Raw genomic sequence first — 18,695 nt, forward strand, 5'->3', positions numbered from 1 at the left:
ATAGCTTGCTTTACTGGGTTGGCAAAAGACCTACAAGGTAAGAAGTTGGGGGTTGGGTTTGAAATTAGGTTGTATATTGCCTTAAATCATTGTTGAGAATTAGAGATTATTCTCCTTTAACTCTTCCTTAGCCAGAATTTAGAAGGACAGCGTTAGCCAGGGATTAATTTCTCAAAACTCATTGAGGATAGCCATAATAGTCATTTGAGTCTAGGAATAAGACCGTGGTAATTTCCCATAATGTTCAAGTTTCTGGTTACGAAATTTTAGAACTTACCCATTCTGGAGCTAACACTAACATCTACCGCGCTACAAAAGTAGATGGTAACACTCCCACGATTCTGAAAGTTTTAATAGACAATTATTTTTCCCTAGAAGCAATTGTCAGATTTAAACACGAATATTCTATTTCTGCTAACCTTGACCATCCCAATATCGTCAAGGTTGTCAGTTTGGAAACTCATCACAAACGATTAGTAATAGTATTTGAAGATTTTGGTGGTATTAGCCTCAAACAGTATCTTTATACCCATCAGCTTTCTTTGCGGCTGACTCTTCAAGTTGCCATTGCCATCACCCGTGCTTTAGTCTACATTCACGACAATAAAATTATTCATAAAGATATTAAACCCGGCAATATCATCATTAAAAATTTAGAAACTGGGTTACAACAAAAGCCAGAAGTAGCATCTAGCCTAATTATTAAACTCACTGATTTCAGCATTGCTTCCCGTTTAAAAAAGGAAACGCCACAACTTATCAACCCCAACCAGCTAGAAGGAACACTAGCTTATATGTCGCCGGAACAAACGGGAAGGATGAACCGTAGCCTAGATTACCGTAGCGACTTCTATTCATTGGGAATTACACTTTACGAAATGCTGACGGGACAATTACCGTTTAACAGCAGTGAACCCTTGGAATTAGTACACGCTCATATTGCCAAGGAACCGACACCCATACAGCAGCTAGCAGCAAACGTACCCAAGGCTGTTGTCGGTATCGTCCACAAGTTAATGGCTAAAAATGCAGAAGATAGATACTACTCTGCTCAAGGATTATTGGTTGATTTAGAGCAATGTTTAGAACAGCTTAATCATACAGGAGCGATCGCCGATTTTACTCCAGGTCGTTTAGATGTTTTCTCTCAGCTAATTATTCCCCAAAAGTTATATGGTCGAGAGAAGCAAGTGGAACAATTACTCCTTTCATTCGCACGAGTTAGCCGTGGTAACAGTGAGTTAACATTAGTGTCCGGTTACTCCGGTATTGGTAAAACTTCCGTTATCAATGAAGTTAACAAGTCCATTACTCAAGTTAAGGGGTATTTTATTAGTGGTAAGTTTGATCAGTTCAAGCGAGATATACCTTATTTATCACTCGTTCAGGCTTTTTCTTCCTTGATACGCCAACTCTTAACAGAATCCACAGCAAAACTGGAAATGTGGCGCAGCAATATACTGCAAGCAGTTGGTAGTAATGGAAAAGTAATTACAGATGTTATTCCAGAAGTCGAATTAATTATTGGGAAACAACCGGAAGTTGCTCAATTAAATCCTCATGAATCGCAGAATCGATTTAATCAAATCTTTCAAAAATTTATCCAAGTTTTTTGCTGTTGTGAACATCCATTAGTTATCTTTTTAGACGATTTGCAGTGGGCAGATTCGGCAACATTAAACTTGATGGAATTATTAATTTGTGACCAATTAATTAAATATCTACTAATAATTGGAGCCTACCGTGATAACGAAGTTAGTAAACTTCATCCTTTAGTCAGCACTATTGAAGAAATTAAGAAATCTGGCATTGTTGTCAACAACATTGAGTTGCAGCCGTTGGATCTAGCTAATGTAGTGGATTTTGTTCAAGACACCTTACATGATCATACTAGCAGATGCTATCCTTTAGCTACACTTGTTTTTAACAAAACTGCGGGAAATCCTTTTTTTATCAATCAACTACTCAAAGCATTGCATCAAGAATCACTACTAGTCTTTGATTTTAATACACAGCAATGGCAGTGGGAAATTCAGAGAATTGTTACTGTTGGTGTTTCTGATAAGAGCATAGTTGAATTAGTATCCAGCCGCATTCAAATATTGCCAGAAAAAACACAGAAAATATTACAACTAGCAGCCTGTATCGGTGATAAATTTAATCTTCAAGTATTATCGTTAGTGAATGAAAAATCAGTATTTGATACTGCAAATGAGCTTGATAATGCTCTCCAATCTGGTCTCATTTTACCGTTAAATGAAACCTATCGTATACCGCTACTATTTGACTCCCAAGATAATATTGAATTTGATAGCAAACAAATTCTGTATAAATTCTTACATGATAGAGTACAACAAGCTGCATATTCGTTGATTCCTCAAAATCAAAAGCAAGATATCCATATTAAAATAGGTCGATTACTGCTTAAAAATATACCAGATAAAGATTTAGAAAATCATATTTTTGAGATTGTAAATCAGTTCAACAAAAGTATTAATCTTGTTATTGATGATTCGGAAAAAAATAAGCTAGTAGAATTAAATTTTATAGCTGGACATAAATCACAACAAGCAACAGCCTATGAGCCTGCGCTTAGTTATTTCATGATGGCAATAAAACTTATAGGTGAATCATCATGGTTAACTAATTACGAAACTGTCTTGAATCTATACCAAGAAGCTACAGAAGCGGCTTATCTGTGTGGACGGTTTGATACAATGCAGTATTTGGCAAATGCTGTGATTGATAATGCTCATAACTTACAAGAGAAAATCAAAGTTTATAATCTAAAAATTCTGACAGCCATCGCTCAAAAACAGTTACAAGAAGCTTTGGGTCTTGGCTTGAATTTACTAAATCAACTAGGAATTAATTTTCCGGAAGAACCGACTGATGATTTTGTTAATCAAGTACTACTAGAAACCAATTCCTTCATCCCTAGAAATAACATTCAAAGTTTGCTGCACCTACCTGAGATGACTGATGTCAAATCGTTGGCTGCTATGGAAATTTTAGATACAATTTCCACTGCTGCTTATTCAGCTTCTCCCAAGCTGATGCTGCTGATTAACTTGTCACGAGTAAAATTATCTTTACTTTATGGAAACTCTTCTTCTTCTCCCATAGCTTATGCAGCTTATGCACTGATTTTGTGCGGTGTCATTAATGATAGTGAATTAGGTTATGAATTAGGTAAGATAGCACTGGATTTGACAGCAGATTTAAGCCCATTTATCAAGGGCAAGATTTTATTTTATGTGAGCAACTTTATTTTTCACTGGAAGACTCATCTTAGAGAAACTCTACACTTTTCTAAAATGGGAGCTAAATACAGTTTTGAAGGTGGAGATTTAGAATATACAGCATGGTTTTACCAATTTGAGTGCTGTTCCTTATATTGGCAAGGTGAGGAATTAAGTAATTTAAAGCAGAAGCTAGAAAATGCTAATTCTGCTATTCGTCAAACAAAACAAGAACAGCCCTTAAGCCATCATTATATGCTCTATCAAGTTGTTTTAAACCTGATGGATGATTCTCAAGATGCTTGTTGTTTAATGGGTGAAAATTATAACGAAAAGGAATCTCTTAAACAATATGAAGTTGTTAGTGACTACTTAGGAATTTATTATTTTCATTTATACAAAACAATTCTAAGCTATCTATTTGGTCAACATCAGCAAGCTAGGATTCATGCAGGTATAGCATCTCAAAATATTAGTAGTGCTATGGCACAATTTGTTGTTCCTATTTTCTACTTTTATGATTCGCTTACACAATTAGCAATTTATATTAATGAAGCAGAATCTGAGCAGAAACATATACTTACCAAGGTACAAAGTAACCAAGAGAAGATGCAAAAATGGGCAGAATTTGCTCCAATGAATTTTTTACATAAATTCTATTTAGTAGAAGCTGAAATATGTAATATTCAGGGAAAAAACTACCAAGCGATGGATTATTATGACCGTGCTATTACTCTTGCTCAAGAACAAGGTTATATCCAAGAAATGGCGATCGCTAATGAATTAGCTGCTATTTTTTACTCAAAATTGGGCAGGACGAAGCTAGCTAAAAGCTATATGGATGAAGCTCATTATAATTATATCAGTTGGGGAGCGATCGCCAAAGCTAGGGACTTAGAAAAACGTTATTCTGACCTACTCACAAGAACAGGAACACTAACCCAATCACATATTACTCTTGCTAGGGGATCTACAACTTCCACAAAAAATCTATCTCTAGATATTTCCACAGTAGTTAAAGCCTCTCAAGCACTAAGTAGCGAAATAGTATTAGAAAAATTGCTAGAAAAACTTATGTGTTTAGCTAAGGAAAATGCAGGGGCGCAGAAGGTATTTTTTATTGCTAAAAAAGATGAAAAATTAGTTATCGAAGGCTCATTCATAGAAGAAGAAATTATTACAACATTACAAGCTATCCCCATTACAAATAGTCAAATATTACCAGCATCCGTAATTAATTATGTCAAAAGAACTCAGGCACCTTTAGTTTTGGATGATGTGACTCATGTTGCAGATTTCAATAAAGACCCTTATGTGATCAATTATCAGCCAAAATCAATACTTGTATCACCAATTATTTCCCAAGGAAAGCTGACAGGGATTCTATATTTAGAAAATAATCTCACGAGTCATGCTTTTACTGAGGATAGACTAGAAGTCTTACAAATTTTATCAGCACAAGCCGCTATTTCCCTAGAAAATACGCGTTTATATTTAACCTTAGAAGCACGGGTTCAAGAGCGAACGCAAGAGCTAGAAGATAAAAATTATCAATTACAAACTATCCTAACAGAGCTACAACGCACACAAGCTCAATTAATTCATAATGAAAAAATGTCTTCACTAGGACAATTAGTAGCAGGTGTAGCGCATGAAATTAATAATCCTATTAATTTCATTTATGGTAATGTAACTCACATCAAAGATTATAGTAAATCCTTATTAGAGATTATCGACTTTTATCAAGAGGAGTATCCGGATTCCCAAGAAAGGATTCTGGAAATAACAGATGAATATGATATAGACTTTATTAAAAATGATATGCCAAAGCTGCTCATTTCCATGAAAAATGGAGCAGAACGTATTCGTGATATAGTTATATCCTTGCGTAATTTTTCACGATTAGATGAGTCAGCAATTAAAAAAGTTGATCTTCATGAAGGTATCAATAATACCCTCATGATTTTGCAGCAAAGGCTAGCAGATATTGAGATTATCAAAGAATACGGCGACTTACCTAAAATTACCTGTGATGCTAGTCAAATAAATCAAGTTTTTCTGCATCTGCTTACTAACTCTATTGATGCTCTATTAGAAAGAAAAAATAATTCTAAATCATATCACGGTCAAGAAATAAGTTTTAGTCCAACAATTTGGATTAGTACAATTGTAGATGATGTTCAACAAGTAGTTATTCGCGTTACTGATAATGGAATTGGCATCGATAGTGATATTATAAGCAAAATATTTGACCCGTTTTTTACCACTAAGCCAGTTGGTAAAGGTACAGGGTTGGGTTTATCAATAAGTTACCAGATTGTAGAAAAACATCAAGGAAATTTGGAGTGTCTGTCATCATTAACAGATGGGACAACTTTTATCGTGAAACTGCCAATTTCTTTGAAATAGTTTTTAAATACTAAACCCAACTTAAATAAGTAGCTCAGTGTTAGAAATTATCATTGGTTTTGTGCTACTGTTCTAGCTTGAAAAATGGGTGTAGGATGTCTAAGGGAAAGACTCTTTCATAAAAGCAGTGGGAAACTCCATCCCCTTGTGGGAAAAAAGGGATAGTTGCCCCGCCGATGGAGGTAATAGGTAATGGGTAATAATCCCATTACCATATTCCTCATCCCCTTGTGGGTGAGAATTTTAAGTTTTATGGCTAATTAAGCAAAAGACAAAGCTGTTTATGAAGAATCATTCCATAAACAACTTTATCTTATAAGAATTTCAACCGCTTTTCTCAACGTCTTCCACTTTGAATTTTGTCAAAGATAGCTCCGTCATCGAAGAATTTTTTCTGTACGGCGTTCCAGCCGCCTAAACTTTGAACATTGTAAAGATTGCCAACTTTAGGGAATTTTTTACCGACTTCTTTAGCTACAGCAGAGTTAACGGGTCTAAAACCAACTTTGGAAAACTCGCGTTGGGCTTCCGGAGTGAAAAGAAACTTCACAAAAGCCTCAGAAACTGCACGAGTGCCGCGTTTATCAACGACCTTATCAACAACTGCAACTGGGCCATCTATGGAGATGTTGGTTTGAGGAATAGTATAGGATGGTGATGTTTTTCCCTGTTGTGCAGCTAAGATAACTTCGTTTTCATAGTTAAGTAATACATCCCCTTGACCTTTCTTGTAAAAAGCATCGCTGGCTTCCCGCGCATCTCTAGGTAACACAGGCACATTTCTATAGACTTTAGTCACAAAATCTAGAGCTTGAGCTTCACTACCTTTATTTTTGGCGATCGCACCCCACAAAGCCAAAAAGTTCCAGCGCGCACCACCTGAAGTTTTCGGGTTGGCTGTAATTACCTTGACCCCCGGTTTAGCTAAATCACTCCAAGTTTTAATATTTTTTGGATTTCCTTCTCTGGTTTCTAGCGCTACTACTGAACGAGTCACAATAGAATTGTTAGGCGCTTCTTGCTCCCAACCTGGCTTAATTAAGCCTGCTTGCTCAATTTTTTTAGTATCTAGCGCCAACGCTAAGGCAACAACATCTGCTTCTAAACCATCTATTACAGCACGGGTTTGAGAGCCAGAACCACCGTAACTCTGCTTGATGACTATATCCTGGCCTTTTTCTCGCTTCCACTTAGCGACAAACTGAGGAATAATTTTCTCGTAAGCAGCCTTTGTTACTGCATAAGAAACCAGGGTGATTTCAACTTTCTGGCCTCTTTGGCTAATCAGTTGAGTCTTTTGGCTTGCAGATGCAATTTGAGAATTTGTAGCTGTAAAGGGAATTAAAGCACTTAAACCCAAGCCTGCTGCTAGTACAAGGGCTGAAGGTTGACTCAGAGGTGGCTTCCAAGTAATGAACAGTTGCTTTTTCGCCTCGGCAATTGAATTAAGTCTTGATAGAATTTTAGGTGTCATGGGATGTGTTTCACTGAGTAGCTAACGCAATTAGTTGATGCAAATTCCAGGCACAGACAATATGGATTTAGGGCAATAAGAGTATTACATAATACAACTTGTTGCCCCGTTTTTTTACTTAGAATTTACGGTTTATCTATCGTAGAACGATGTTATAAAAAAGTAAAGTCAAGAAAAAAAATTCGTATATTCCGAATCTTTGAACTATGAAGTACTGATTGCTATATCACGAAGCAATAAGCTAAAACCCAAGCCATAAAAGCATATTAGTCAAAAATAATAGACAAATTTACTGGTGAAATATAGACCTCTTACAATCATCAGGCATCTACTATCAGGTTACTTTGAACACAAAGTAGTCTAATGTGATAGCTATTTGACACTCAAAAGCCATAGCGTTTTTAATTGCTGAACAAACTGGTAGAATTTCTCTATTCCCCAGATTCTCGATAGAGAATCTGAAGTTTTTTATTGTTTATTTGCCTAAATACCTTAGACTGTAATAACAGTATTCCTACCAATTAACTGTAGATTTGCACGGAGGAGATCCAAATGAGTATGTGGCAGCGTCCCCTGAAAAAATTGTGGCAGAGTACACATAGGTTCAGATTTAACTCCCTGAAAAGCTTTGTGTCACTGGTATTAGTTGGGGCTGTTTTGAGTGTAGCGCTTGCCGCCTGCACTGGTGGTAATGACAACAATACTTCCACTGCAAACCCCGTTGCTAGTCCTGTTGCAGCCAACAAACCAAATGTGGAATTAACTTTAGTATCCTTTGCTGTTACCAAGGCAGCACATGAAGCAATTATTCCTAAATTTGTAGAAAAATGGAAGCAAGAACATAATCAAACTGTCACATTTAAACAGAGTTATGGCGGTTCTGGTTCTCAAACCCGTGCCGTTATCGATGGTTTAGAAGCAGATGTTGTCCACTTAGCACTGGCTCTAGACACGCAAAAAATTGAGAAAGCAGGGTTAATTCAGCCAGGATGGGAAAAAGAACTGCCTAATGATGGAATTGTGTCCAAATCTGTAGCAGCAATCATTACCCGTTCAGGCAACCCCAAAGGTATCAAAACTTGGGCAGATTTGGCTAAGGATGGTGTTAAAGTAATTACTGCCGACCCTAAAACCTCAGGTATTGCTCGCTGGAACTTCTTAGCTTTGTGGAACTCCGTCATCAAAACTGGTGGTGATGAAGCTAAGGCAACAGAATTTGTGACTAAGGTTTATGGAAATGTGCCAATTTTAGCAAGAGATGCGCGAGAAGCAACTGACGCGTTTGCTAAACAAGGACAAGGAGACGCTCTCATCAATTATGAAAATGAAGTCATTTTGGCACAGCAAAAAGGTGAAAAATTGGATTATGTAATTCCTAGTGTCAATATTTCTATTGATAATCCTATCGCTGTCGTAGATAAGAATGTTGATAAGCATGGGAATAGAGAAGTTGCCGAAGGATTTGTCAAATTCTTATATACCCCAGAAGCACAAGGAGAGTTCGTGAAATTAGGTTTTCGGCCAGTAGATGAAAAAGTTGCTCAAACGAAAGAAGTAACAGATAAGTTCCCTAAAGTAGATACTATAGGTACTGTTCAAGACTTAGGAGGCTGGGCAACGATTGAGCAAAAATTCTTTGCTGATGGTGGTGTTTTTGACCAAATTCAAGCCAAAAACAAACGGTAGATAGGTAATGGGTAATGGGTAATAGAGGAATTTAATGTGATGATTATAGATGCTTAAGTATTTTTGGTGGGCATCGCCCACCAACACTCTGATACTTTTGGTAATGATCATCTAACGCATAACTCAAAAATCAAATAGTCTCCTATGGGTAAAATTTTTGAGAAATTACCAATTACCAATTACCAATTACCAGCCCATCAACCTGAATATTCAGTGTTTTTTTCATTTTGAATTGTTTATGACTTTATCTCCTACTACGAAAGTAGACATTAAAACTTCTAACTGGAAAGTGTTTATTCATAAAGTGGTAAATTTGCCTTGGACATGGCGAATTACTATTGGATATTTAACGGTAATGTTATTTGTCCCGATAATTGCCATGTTTCTTAAAGCCAGTACAGAACCACCGGCTAGATTTTGGGAAATAGCTACTAGTGAACTTGCATTAGCAACATATAATGTTACTTTTGTGACTTCCTTACTTGCCGCTTTACTCAACGGTGTATTTGGTACATTAATTGCGTGGGTCTTGGTACGCTATGACTTTCCGCTTAAAAGAATAATAGACGCTACTGTAGATTTACCATTTGCGTTACCTACTTCGGTAGCGGGTTTAACATTAGCAACAGTTTACAGTGATAATGGCTGGATTGGTTCTTTGTTAGCACCATTAGGGATTAAAGTATCATTTACCCGTTTAGGTGTGTGGGTAGCGATGGTATTTATTTCCTTACCTTTTGTCGTCAGGACAGTGCAACCTGTACTGCAAGAGATGGAGCATGATGTTGAAGAAGCAGCTTGGTCTTTGGGTGCTTCTCAGTGGCAAACTTTCTCGAAAGTGATACTACCACCTTTGTTTCCCTCGATTTTAACTGGTGTGGCGCTGGGCTTCTCTCGTGCGGTTGGTGAGTATGGCTCGACTGTAATTATTGCCTCTAACACACCCTTTCAGGATTTGATTGCGCCTGTATTGATTTTCCAGAGATTGGAGCAGTACGACTATTCTGGTGCAACAGTAATTGGTGTGGTCTTACTGACGATTTCTTTGGTATTGCTATTAGGAATTAATCTGTTACAAGGGTGGGCGAGAAGATATGACAATAAGTGAGCGGAAACTGCACTCATCTGGGACGAATACTGATAAAACTAAACCGCCACAAAAAAAGAGTTGGGTTCCGACAATTTTAATTTTTGTAGCGATCGCCTATTTAGCGTTAATTCAATATATCCCGGCAATCAACGTTTTTGTCCAAGCTTTCAGTAAAGGAGTGGGGCCATTTTTGGAGAACCTCACCCATAGCGACTTTCTTAGTGCTGCCAGATTAACTGTATTGTTGGCATTAATTGCCGTACCTTTAAATACAGTATTTGGTTTATGTGCAGCTTGGGCGATCGCTCGTCATAAATTCCCCGGACGTGCTTTAGTCTTAAGTATTATTGACTTACCCTTTTCTATCTCGCCCGTAGTTGCTGGCTTGATGCTGGTGCTGCTTTATGGACGTAATGGCTGGTTTGGGCCTTTACTGGAGGCAAATGACATCAGGATTATCTTTGCCTTTCCGGGGATGGTTTTAGCCACAGCATTTGTGAGTATGCCTTTTGTCGCCCGTGAAGTAATTCCTGTTTTAGAGGAATTTGGTAAAGATCAGGAAGAAGCCGCTAAAACTTTGGGTGCAAATGAATGGCAGACATTTTGGCGAGTTACCCTACCAGGAATTCGCTGGGGCTTACTATATGGTGTAATTTTGACCAATGCTAGAGCAATGGGTGAATTTGGTGCAGTCTCCGTAGTCTCAGGAAATATCGCCAATAAAACCCAGAGTTTGCCATTGTTTGTAGAGGATGCTTATAAACAGTATGAAACAGAAGCAGCTTTTTCTGCGGCAGTACTTTTAGCACTACTAGCAGTAGTTACCTTAGTATTGAAAGAGATTGTAGAACGCAAAACTCGCATTAAAGATGTGGATTAATTGGGAATGGGTAATTGGTAATTGTTGATACCTATTATTAGCCAATACCCTACTCCTTAGTAAAAATCAACCAATGGTTTATATATGGCTAGTGACAACACACTCAGCAATAAAAGGATTCGCGTACGGATTCCTAAAGACTATCACCAGGAACCCGTGATTTCTCGGCTAGTTTCGGAATATGGTCTGACAGTAAATATCGCTGCGGCAATTTTAGGAGCCAATGCTGTTGGAGATGGCTGGTTCGATTTGGATTTGCAAGGTACAAATACACAAATCCAAAGTGGACTGAACTATCTACAGGAATTGGAACTGGAAGTCTGGGATGAGACTAAAGTTGGTGGTTGGTAAAAACAATGTTCGATCTAAAAACCCCGATTTCTCTAAGAAATCGGGGTTTTGCTTTAATGTTTAATTGTGATTTATACCAATTCTCCAAAATCAAGTAACACATCCAAACCTTAAAAACCAGACCAAATCTGACTTTCTTAATTTTGAATTTTGAATTTTGAATTTTGAATTTTGAATTGGTCTTATTTATCGTCCGTTGGATGAACGGATAATGGGATTTTCTACAGAATCTCGATATTGTTGAACAGCATCCGTATAACCAATAGGTAGGACTGCTTCAACGTTTTCATGGGGACGAGGAATAATCACCCAGGATTCTAATGTACCACCGTAAACATTTTGTGCGGCTTCCACACCAGCCGCCATTGCCGTTTTAACTTCCGAAACATCTCCACGGATATTGACTGTAAAACGAGCGCTACCAACCCGGATATAACCCACAAGGGTGACACGGCCAGCTTTGACCATAGCATCTGCTGCTGCTAACACAGCCGGAAAACCCTTAGTCTCTAATGCTCCCACTGCCTGTAGTGATGACATTTAATAATCTCCTGTATGAATAATAAATTTATGGAGCGCACCAGTTCATTGTATGAAGCTTCGCTACATTTGTTGATGACACAATTGCTTAGAACATCCGAAAGGGTTCTGATTCTTCAGTAAAGTGAATGGGGAGAATATCTACCACATTTTCGGGAGGATTGGGAACTATGTAGTGGGTGATGACTTCACCACCGTGTGCTTGCTCACCAGCCTCAATTCCCGCCTCAACGGCTCGTCTTACTTCTGCAACGTGTCCCCTCACTGCAACTAACAAGCGGGCGCTCTCCGCCTGACCATAATAGACAATGGTGACTGCGGCAGATTTTACCATCGCATCTGCTGCCGCTAGCACAGCCGGAAATCCTAAAGTTTCGATTACGCCAACCGCCATTGGCATGGCATTAGCTCCTGATAAAAAAAGTTAAGTGATATTAATTGTACGTGGCTTTAGACACCATTGTGATGGCGAGGGGGAAATTTCTTTAATAGTTAACTGTTGACTGTTAACTGTTGACCCATGCCCTATGTCTCTGCTTCTGGTAAAGTAGGATTTATGTTTCCAAGTTTTTTACCTGCCGCAGTTGGGCAACTTACCGAATCTGAATCGATCGCCTTAGCTAAGACTATTCAAGCTCAAGCGATCGCTACTCCCCTGAGTAATCAACCAATCACCACAGCCTATGTATGTCAAGGTAGCGGTGGTACGCCAATTTTATTAATTCATGGCTTCGATAGTTCGGTGCTAGAATTTCGTCGGCTTTTGCCACTGTTAGGGAAAGAGAATGAAACTTGGGCTGTGGATCTTTTGGGTTTTGGATTTACGCAAAGGCTTGCAGGGATAAAATTTAGCCCTATTGCCATTAGAACTCACCTACATTCCTTTTGGAAAACCCTAATTAACCAACCTGTGATTTTAGTTGGTGCATCAATGGGGGGTGCAGCCGCAATTGATTTTACTCTGACTTATCCAGAAGCGGTGCAGAAACTAGTGTTAATTGACAGTGCTGGCTTGCGGGGGGGTTCACCGCTAAGTAAATTCATGTTTCCCCCGTTGGATTATTTAGCCGCCCAATTTTTGCGTAGTCCAAAAGTGCGCGATCGCGTTTCTCGTGTTGCTTACAAAAATCCGAACCTTGCTACTGTCGATGCTTTATATTGTGGTGCATTACATTTAGAAATGCCTAGCTGGCCTGAAGCTTTGATTGCTTTTACCAAAAGTGGTGGATACACAGCTTTTAGATTTAAGCAACTAGCAGAAATTATGCCACCAACCCTGATTTTGTGGGGTGATGCTGATAAGATTTTGGGTACGGAAGACGGTAAAAGATTTAAAAGAGCAATTCCCCATAGTCAACTAATTTGGATTCAAGATTGTGGTCATCTTCCCCATTTAGAACAACCAGAAATCACGGCTCAACATATCCTTAATTTTCGTAGTTAAACGCAGATGAACACATATATTGACGTTCGCGGTAGCGTCTCGTAGAGAAGTATTCCCACAGGGTACGCGGATAAATTTTTACCTAAGCAAACTAGGAAACGCTATAAGATAAAACCAGACTTTCAAGCCTGTCAACAGTCAACCATCAACAGTCAACAGCTATATTTTAAATTTACGCCATTTCAACAATAAAAATTTCCGGATGAGCCTGCATAAAGTTGAATATCTACCATACAGTAAATATATCTTTTCAACTTATGGAAATGCCTCAACGGGTATCAGTTCGCTATAAAGATACCTCCTACAACATCAATGAGATCAGGTTAAAAACCTTCTGTCTAGGAATGAAAATTTGGGAAGAACAAACCAAGCCCAGAAAAACAGAGTTGTACGAGTTCATATTAGCTTGCTTAAAACAGGTTGATCGGCAAGACCGCTTTATTTTCTCTCTATTATTTATCGAGTTAGCCGATATGATACGCGATACCTCTTTAAATAGAAATATGAAAGAGGACTTGATTAAAACAGCTTTCCGAGAGTTTGCTTTTGCATTAGCAGACTTTGAGGATATTGCTGTTAAATCAAATTAAAATTGGGTAATTGGTAATTGAAAAGTAAATTATACCAATTATCTCATATCCAGAAGACCATACAAAAGCGGGAAATGTTACGCCTTGTGATTAATGGCTTAGTTAGATAATATTATCCGCCGCAAAATTGCTTAAATTATCACGTCGCCATTGAGCATCTATTTTTCTATTTGTGCGTAATTCTAAAACTCGAATCCCTGTATTTGGTAGTGGGTTTAATCTCTGCTGTAAATGCACCCAGGAATGAATTAATTCATGTTGGACATTATAAGTGGTGCATAACTGAGCAAAATCAATATCTTGAGGCGTACCAAAAAATTCTTCAAATGGCGGTTCAAATTTAGCGATGGGTAACATTTCAAAAATTCCCCCGCCATTATTGTTGATTAAGATAATTGTCAGATGTCCGACAAACTTATTTCTAATTAAAAAACCGTTGGTGTCGTGTAATAAAGCTAAATCTCCTGTGATTAAGACACTACTTTGCTGACGGTGGGCGATTCCTAAAGCGGTGGATAATGTGCCATCTATCCCGTTTGCGCCTCGGTTAAAATGCGATCGCACTCTTAAATTATTCGGTTTCCAGAAAAACTCTACATCCCTTACTGGCATACTGTTGGCGATAAATAAGGGCGTTTCTGGCGGTAGCATTTGAGAAAGTAACCAGGCGGCTTTACACTCTACCAAGTCTTCCATCTTATCCAAAGTCTCATCCACATTGACCCTAACTTTGGTTTCGGTATTACACCACAATTGCAGATACTCTGAGACAGAAGATTTGTCTTTCTCTATCCCCTTACACCCCAACTCTTCCACCCTAATTCTTAAATGGGTCGTCCTTCCATGCAAAGGGTCGAGGTTTTGGTCACTAGGGTCAATTACCCAGCGTCGGGGTTGGTGAGTATCTATCCAAGTACGCAGTTCTTTACTAGTTGGCATATCACCTATTTGAATTACCATGTCTGGTGCTAGCCTTGTTCCTAATTGTTGATTACGTAAAATCAAGTCGTAGGTGGAAATTAAATAGGGGTTGAGGTCAGCGTAATTTCTGATTGGGGAAAGTCCCTCAGCTAACACAGGCCATTGCAGAGTTTGGGAAAGTAGAGCGATCGCTCTACAATATTCCTGTGGTTGCTGTGGTTGGGCGACACCAGCAATGATGATTCCTCGCTGAGATTGTAACCATTCTGGGGGAATGGACAGTTGGGAATGATCAGGGAGTGAGGTAATATCTGTTATTCCCGCAAAAAACTCTTCTGGGTGAAACTTAGCCAGTAAATAGCTTAAATCTGCACCATCAGGAATCGGTGCCAGGGGGTCACGAAAGGGAATATTTAAATGTACTGGCCCCGGTGTTGGCGCTTGCATCCTATACCAACTATGAATTACCGTTTGTCGCAGATACCCTAGCATTCCCATGTCTGATACTGGCAAAGCTAACTCTGTTTGCCAATTTGGGTAACTACCGAAGAGTTTCACCTGATCTATAGTTTGTCCAGAGTGACAATCTCTTAGCTCTGGGGGTCTATCGGCGGTTAATAATAACAGTGGTACACGACTTTCTTGAGCTTCAATGACTGCTGGATAAAAATTTGCCCCCGCAGTTCCCGAAGTGCAAACAATCGCCACAGGACGGCCAGTTACTTTGGCTAAACCCAGGGCGAAAAAAGCGGCAGAACGTTCATCTAGTATAGAAATCGCTTCAATATCTGGTGCTTGTTGGGCAAAGGCCACAGTTAAGGGAGTGGAACGAGAACCAGGGCAAATTACTGCATAAGCTAATCCCAACCGCTTGAGTGTTTCGGTGAAAATATAAGCCCAAAGTTGATTAATATTTTTATAGGCGATCGGCATTAAATTAGACATAGCAGTAACATTATTCGCAACTCATAAGTACAGAAATTTTACCCAGTAGGGTAGGCATTGCCCACCAAAATTTAGATATGCTGTGTATCGCCCTATTGGCTTCTTTCCAATTACCGATCACCTATTACCCCCTACCACATTCACAGACCATCTAGCAACTGGAATTAATGGTTAAAATCAGATTATTTGCTCATATGATTGATATTTAATTCGTGGCTAATATTTCTTGTCCCAACTGCCATCAGCAAGTTGATAGTCAGGCTCTTATCTGTCCTTACTGTCGTACAACACTCAAAGCTTACGGTCATCCTGGCATTACCTTACATCGTGCCGCTAAAGACACCTATCTATGCGACACCTGTACCTACCATGCTGACGATACTTGTACATTTCCCAAGCGTCCCTACGCTAAAGACTGTACCCTATACCAAAACATCACCGAGAGAAACGCTCAACTAGAAGAACAGCAAGCCGCTAATACTCCTACTGCATCTATCAAAAGTTGGATGCAACGCAATCAAACTTTATTACTCCTACTGGGTTTATTAATCGTCTGTTTTTTGATAGTCTTGTCAACTTCTTGACACCTTCTCCCGTTAATCCTGCGGATGGAGCGGGAGATTTTCAAAACTCACCGCAAAGTCATTTGATTAACTTTTAACTACATTCAATAATAAGTATAAATACTAGACTAACTAAAATATATATACATATCATTAGGTAATTAATATGCCATAAATACTTGAGGCTATGAGATAATTAAACACAGAAAAAATTTGACCAAAAATCTAAATTTTATTTTTAGGGGTAAACAGTTGTGGGGTTTAATCCTGAGCTTTGCCGTAACGAAAGCGAAGTTGAAAGCAAACTGATTGTGCAATATTTATTACCACAACTAGGATATACTCCAGACACTTGGCATCAAGAAGTTGCCGTTGGTAGCATTCGATTAGATTTTTTAGCCTTTGCTGCACAAGTCCTTCCCTTTGTTTTAGATGCTAACTCGCCGTTGAGTGTGGTGATGGAAGCAAAGCATCCTAAACAAAATTTAAATAATCATGTCCCCAGGCTCAGGCACTATTTAACCAGTCTGAATGTTAGGTATGGTTTATTAACTAATGGTAAGGAAATTAGGATTTATGAAAAGGTAAAAAATTATGTTCAGCTAGTTTTCCAGTGTTCAGGAAAGGAAGTTGAAATAAAGTTAGAGGAAATTCAAAATTTAATTAGTCGAGAAAGTCTAAAAGAAATACAGTTAATCGATCAATCAAAAATTAATCAAGTCGAAGTCAAACAACCAAATTTACAAGTTCAGGATCAAAATACGATGAAAATCATTGCTATTTACCATAATAAAGGTGGAGTTGGAAAAACTACTGTAGCCGCCAATCTTGCGGCAGCATTAAGCAAAAAAGGTAAAAGCGTTCTTTTAATTGATATAGATTCTCAAGCAAATACGACTTTTGCCACAGGATTAATAAAATTTCAATTTGAGGAAGATGATGATTTAAGAGAACGCAATGTATTTCATTTATTAGAATCAGGGGATTTCAATTTTATTCCTGATGTAGTTCGTAAATCTGATTATTTCAATAATCCAGAAATAGATGTTATCCCTTCTCACATCACTTTGATTCAAGAACAAGAGAAACTTAACAAAATTTTAGCCAGTAGAAGTAGGTTAGTGTCAAAACTGAAACGAGTTGAAAATAATTATGACATAGTTATTATTGATACACCGCCATCAAGAGATTTATATGCTCAAGTGGCACTTATTGCATCTGATTATTTGATTATTCCTTCAGATTTAAAACCTTTTGCCAATCAAGGCTTACCAACAGTGAAAGATTTTGTGAACGAAATTAACGAATCAAGAGAAGTGATGGCTAAACAACCTATTAAAATTATGGGTGTTCTTGCTTCTAAAATTTCAACTAATGCTAAATATTTACAATACACATTTCCCAAACAAAGAGAAGTAATTTCGGAACGTTACCAGCTACCACTCATGGAAGCAGTAATTTATGATAGAACCGCATTATCAGAATGTATGAATCAATCTCTACAAGTTGGAGATTTAGAATATCCTGATCCAAAATCTATTATGAAATTTGCTGAACTTAAAACTTCTGCACAAATATCGGCTGAGGAGTTTAACGTATTAGCAGATGAGGTACTACACAATATAGGAGTGAATTAATGATTAATTTTTCTTTAGTAGATGTAAAAAGTATTACAACTGATATCCCACGTTCTAGTTTTGCAGAAGCTGATTTAGATCAATTAGCTGATATTATTCTAGAGACAGGAGGCATCATTAGACCTTTGATAGTTAAAGCAACTGGAGCAGAGAACTATGCAGTAATTGAGGGGCATTTTGAATATTATGTTGCTGTTAGAGCGAGAGAAAAGAACCCCCGAAAAGGTGAAATGGTAAATGCTTTTGTAATTTCCCCCAAGTTAGAAGATTTAGTTATAAAGCAAGCATCAGCTATCAGAGGTATAGAGTTACTTGATAAAGGTGGGAAAACATTACCTGAAACAACTGAAACAACTGAAATAAAAAAATTAGAATCACGTTTAGCGAATTTGGAGCTACGCCTTGAAAAACAAATAAATGAGTTTAAATCAGAGCTAAATCAACAAAGACAACAAACAGCAGATAAAATAAAAAATATTGAAATTACAACGCCTAAACAAATTTCGCCTTTAGAGATATTCAATACTCTAGATCAAACTAAATTAACTTTGAAGTTGATTAATGCAGGTATTAATGAGTCAGTAGCTAATAAAATTTTTACAAGTATAGAAAAAGAACGAAAAAAGAGACAATTTTCTTCTTTGAGTGATGTAATTGAGCGTGTAAAAATTCCTAATGGGAAAACACAAAAAAAAGGTATAACTTATGAAAAAATGGTAGTTATTCTTGATATCTGGTCACGCATAAATGTTGAAAGCTGACACAAAATTTTACATTGTTAGTTAAACTAAATCTATTACTTCCAAAATATTCAACATATAGCCGTAGCCAGATATATTAGGACATCAAGCCAAGATAAAACCCTGAAAAAAACAAGGCTTTCAAGCCCTCTACAATTAGACGAATAATGGCACAAGCGCCCA

General features: G+C 37.9%; 14 protein-coding genes. 10 read left to right on the forward strand and 4 right to left on the reverse strand.

What is annotated here, in order from left to right; genetic code table 11:
• The first annotated feature begins 224 nt into the window (after positions 1-224).
• On the forward strand, positions 225-5,651 hold the full coding sequence (locus H6G14_RS04725; protein WP_190565976.1) for an AAA family ATPase: 5,427 nt from the start codon (positions 225-227) through the stop codon (positions 5,649-5,651).
• Between the two features lie 337 nt (positions 5,652-5,988).
• Here the strand turns inward: H6G14_RS04725 and H6G14_RS04730 are convergent, their stop codons facing one another.
• Positions 5,989-7,125 carry a sulfate ABC transporter substrate-binding protein gene (locus tag H6G14_RS04730; protein ID WP_242053349.1) on the reverse strand — a complete coding sequence of 379 codons (1,137 nt, stop codon included), beginning with the start codon at positions 7,123-7,125 and terminating at the stop codon, positions 5,989-5,991.
• A 552-nt stretch (positions 7,126-7,677) separates the two neighbouring features.
• Here H6G14_RS04730 and H6G14_RS04735 point away from each other — a divergent pair.
• The 4 genes from H6G14_RS04735 (at position 7,678) to H6G14_RS04750 (ending at position 11,132) form a co-directional block, all read left to right on the forward strand.
• Positions 7,678-8,811: a sulfate ABC transporter substrate-binding protein gene (locus tag H6G14_RS04735; protein WP_190565977.1), complete on the forward strand. Its 1,134-nt coding sequence runs from the start codon at positions 7,678-7,680 to the stop codon at positions 8,809-8,811.
• Positions 8,812-9,049: 238 nt separating this feature from the next.
• Positions 9,050-9,919, forward strand: a complete 870-nt coding sequence (gene cysT / locus H6G14_RS04740) for a sulfate ABC transporter permease subunit CysT (protein WP_190565978.1) — start codon at positions 9,050-9,052, stop codon at positions 9,917-9,919.
• Positions 9,906-10,781: a sulfate ABC transporter permease subunit CysW gene (gene cysW / locus H6G14_RS04745; protein ID WP_190565979.1), complete on the forward strand. Its 876-nt coding sequence runs from the start codon at positions 9,906-9,908 to the stop codon at positions 10,779-10,781. The genes cysT and cysW overlap by 14 nt, the downstream gene beginning before the upstream one ends.
• Positions 10,782-10,865: 84 nt before the next feature.
• Positions 10,866-11,132 (forward strand): NIL domain-containing protein, encoded by a 267-nt coding sequence (locus H6G14_RS04750; protein ID WP_011321373.1) that lies wholly within the window; start codon positions 10,866-10,868, stop codon positions 11,130-11,132.
• 186 nt (positions 11,133-11,318) lie between these two features.
• Here the strand turns inward: H6G14_RS04750 and H6G14_RS04755 are convergent, their stop codons facing one another.
• Together H6G14_RS04755 and H6G14_RS04760 are read right to left on the reverse strand one after the other, a co-directional pair.
• Positions 11,319-11,672, reverse strand: coding sequence for a carbon dioxide-concentrating mechanism protein CcmK (locus H6G14_RS04755; RefSeq protein WP_011321372.1), 354 nt, complete (start codon positions 11,670-11,672; stop codon positions 11,319-11,321).
• Positions 11,673-11,760: 88 nt separating this feature from the next.
• Positions 11,761-12,072 carry a carbon dioxide-concentrating mechanism protein CcmK gene (locus H6G14_RS04760; protein WP_011321371.1) on the reverse strand — a complete coding sequence of 104 codons (312 nt, stop codon included), beginning with the start codon at positions 12,070-12,072 and terminating at the stop codon, positions 11,761-11,763.
• Positions 12,073-12,228: 156 nt separating this feature from the next.
• Here H6G14_RS04760 and H6G14_RS04765 point away from each other — a divergent pair, with 156 nt between their 5' ends.
• Both H6G14_RS04765 and H6G14_RS04770 read left to right on the forward strand, forming a co-directional pair.
• The gene (locus tag H6G14_RS04765) at positions 12,229-13,116 is read left to right on the forward strand and encodes an alpha/beta fold hydrolase (RefSeq protein WP_190566070.1); all 888 of its coding nucleotides are present in this window, start codon (positions 12,229-12,231) and stop codon (positions 13,114-13,116) included.
• Between the two features lie 257 nt (positions 13,117-13,373).
• Positions 13,374-13,706 carry a hypothetical protein gene (locus H6G14_RS04770; protein ID WP_010994489.1) on the forward strand — a complete coding sequence of 111 codons (333 nt, stop codon included), beginning with the start codon at positions 13,374-13,376 and terminating at the stop codon, positions 13,704-13,706.
• A gap of 102 nt (positions 13,707-13,808) precedes the next feature.
• On the opposite strand, the gene menD is transcribed toward H6G14_RS04770, so the two are convergent.
• Complete coding sequence (menD, locus tag H6G14_RS04775; RefSeq protein WP_190565980.1) at positions 13,809-15,572, reverse strand: 2-succinyl-5-enolpyruvyl-6-hydroxy-3-cyclohexene-1-carboxylic-acid synthase; 1,764 nt, start codon at positions 15,570-15,572, stop codon at positions 13,809-13,811.
• A 212-nt stretch (positions 15,573-15,784) separates the two neighbouring features.
• Here menD and H6G14_RS04780 point away from each other — a divergent pair, with 212 nt between their 5' ends.
• The 3 genes from H6G14_RS04780 to H6G14_RS04790 all read left to right on the forward strand — a co-directional run bounded on the left by H6G14_RS04780 (position 15,785) and on the right by H6G14_RS04790 (position 18,533).
• The gene (locus H6G14_RS04780; RefSeq protein ID WP_190565981.1) at positions 15,785-16,156 is read left to right on the forward strand and encodes a zinc ribbon domain-containing protein; all 372 of its coding nucleotides are present in this window, start codon (positions 15,785-15,787) and stop codon (positions 16,154-16,156) included.
• A 233-nt stretch (positions 16,157-16,389) separates the two neighbouring features.
• Complete coding sequence (locus H6G14_RS04785; RefSeq protein ID WP_011321367.1) at positions 16,390-17,772, forward strand: AAA family ATPase; 1,383 nt, start codon at positions 16,390-16,392, stop codon at positions 17,770-17,772.
• Entirely contained in the window at positions 17,772-18,533 is a 762-nt protein-coding gene (locus H6G14_RS04790) for a ParB N-terminal domain-containing protein (RefSeq protein WP_190565982.1), read from the forward strand. The genes H6G14_RS04785 and H6G14_RS04790 overlap by 1 nt, the downstream gene beginning before the upstream one ends.
• Positions 18,534-18,695: the final 162 nt, after the last annotated feature.

This window comes from Nostoc parmelioides FACHB-3921 (assembly GCF_014696625.1).
In the GTDB taxonomy this organism is placed as follows: Bacteria; Cyanobacteriota; Cyanobacteriia; order Cyanobacteriales; family Nostocaceae; genus Trichormus; species Trichormus parmelioides.

Excerpts from the sequence above, each read along its gene's own strand:
- cysW (WP_190565979.1), top strand. The coding sequence starts at position 9,906 with ATGACAATAAGTGAGCGGAAACTGCACTCATCTGGGACGAATACTGAT.
- H6G14_RS04770 (WP_010994489.1), top strand. The coding sequence starts at position 13,374 with ATGGAAATGCCTCAACGGGTATCAGTTCGCTATAAAGATACCTCCTAC.
- H6G14_RS04735 (WP_190565977.1), top strand. The coding sequence starts at position 7,678 with ATGAGTATGTGGCAGCGTCCCCTGAAAAAATTGTGGCAGAGTACACAT.
- H6G14_RS04750 (WP_011321373.1), top strand. The coding sequence starts at position 10,866 with ATGGCTAGTGACAACACACTCAGCAATAAAAGGATTCGCGTACGGATT.
- H6G14_RS04765 (WP_190566070.1), top strand. The coding sequence starts at position 12,229 with ATGTTTCCAAGTTTTTTACCTGCCGCAGTTGGGCAACTTACCGAATCT.
- H6G14_RS04790 (WP_190565982.1), top strand. The coding sequence starts at position 17,772 with ATGATTAATTTTTCTTTAGTAGATGTAAAAAGTATTACAACTGATATC.
- H6G14_RS04755 (WP_011321372.1), bottom strand. The coding sequence starts at position 11,672 with ATGTCATCACTACAGGCAGTGGGAGCATTAGAGACTAAGGGTTTTCCG.
- H6G14_RS04760 (WP_011321371.1), bottom strand. The coding sequence starts at position 12,072 with ATGCCAATGGCGGTTGGCGTAATCGAAACTTTAGGATTTCCGGCTGTG.
- cysT (WP_190565978.1), top strand. The coding sequence starts at position 9,050 with ATGACTTTATCTCCTACTACGAAAGTAGACATTAAAACTTCTAACTGG.
- H6G14_RS04730 (WP_242053349.1), bottom strand. The coding sequence starts at position 7,125 with ATGACACCTAAAATTCTATCAAGACTTAATTCAATTGCCGAGGCGAAA.
- menD (WP_190565980.1), bottom strand. The coding sequence starts at position 15,572 with ATGTCTAATTTAATGCCGATCGCCTATAAAAATATTAATCAACTTTGG.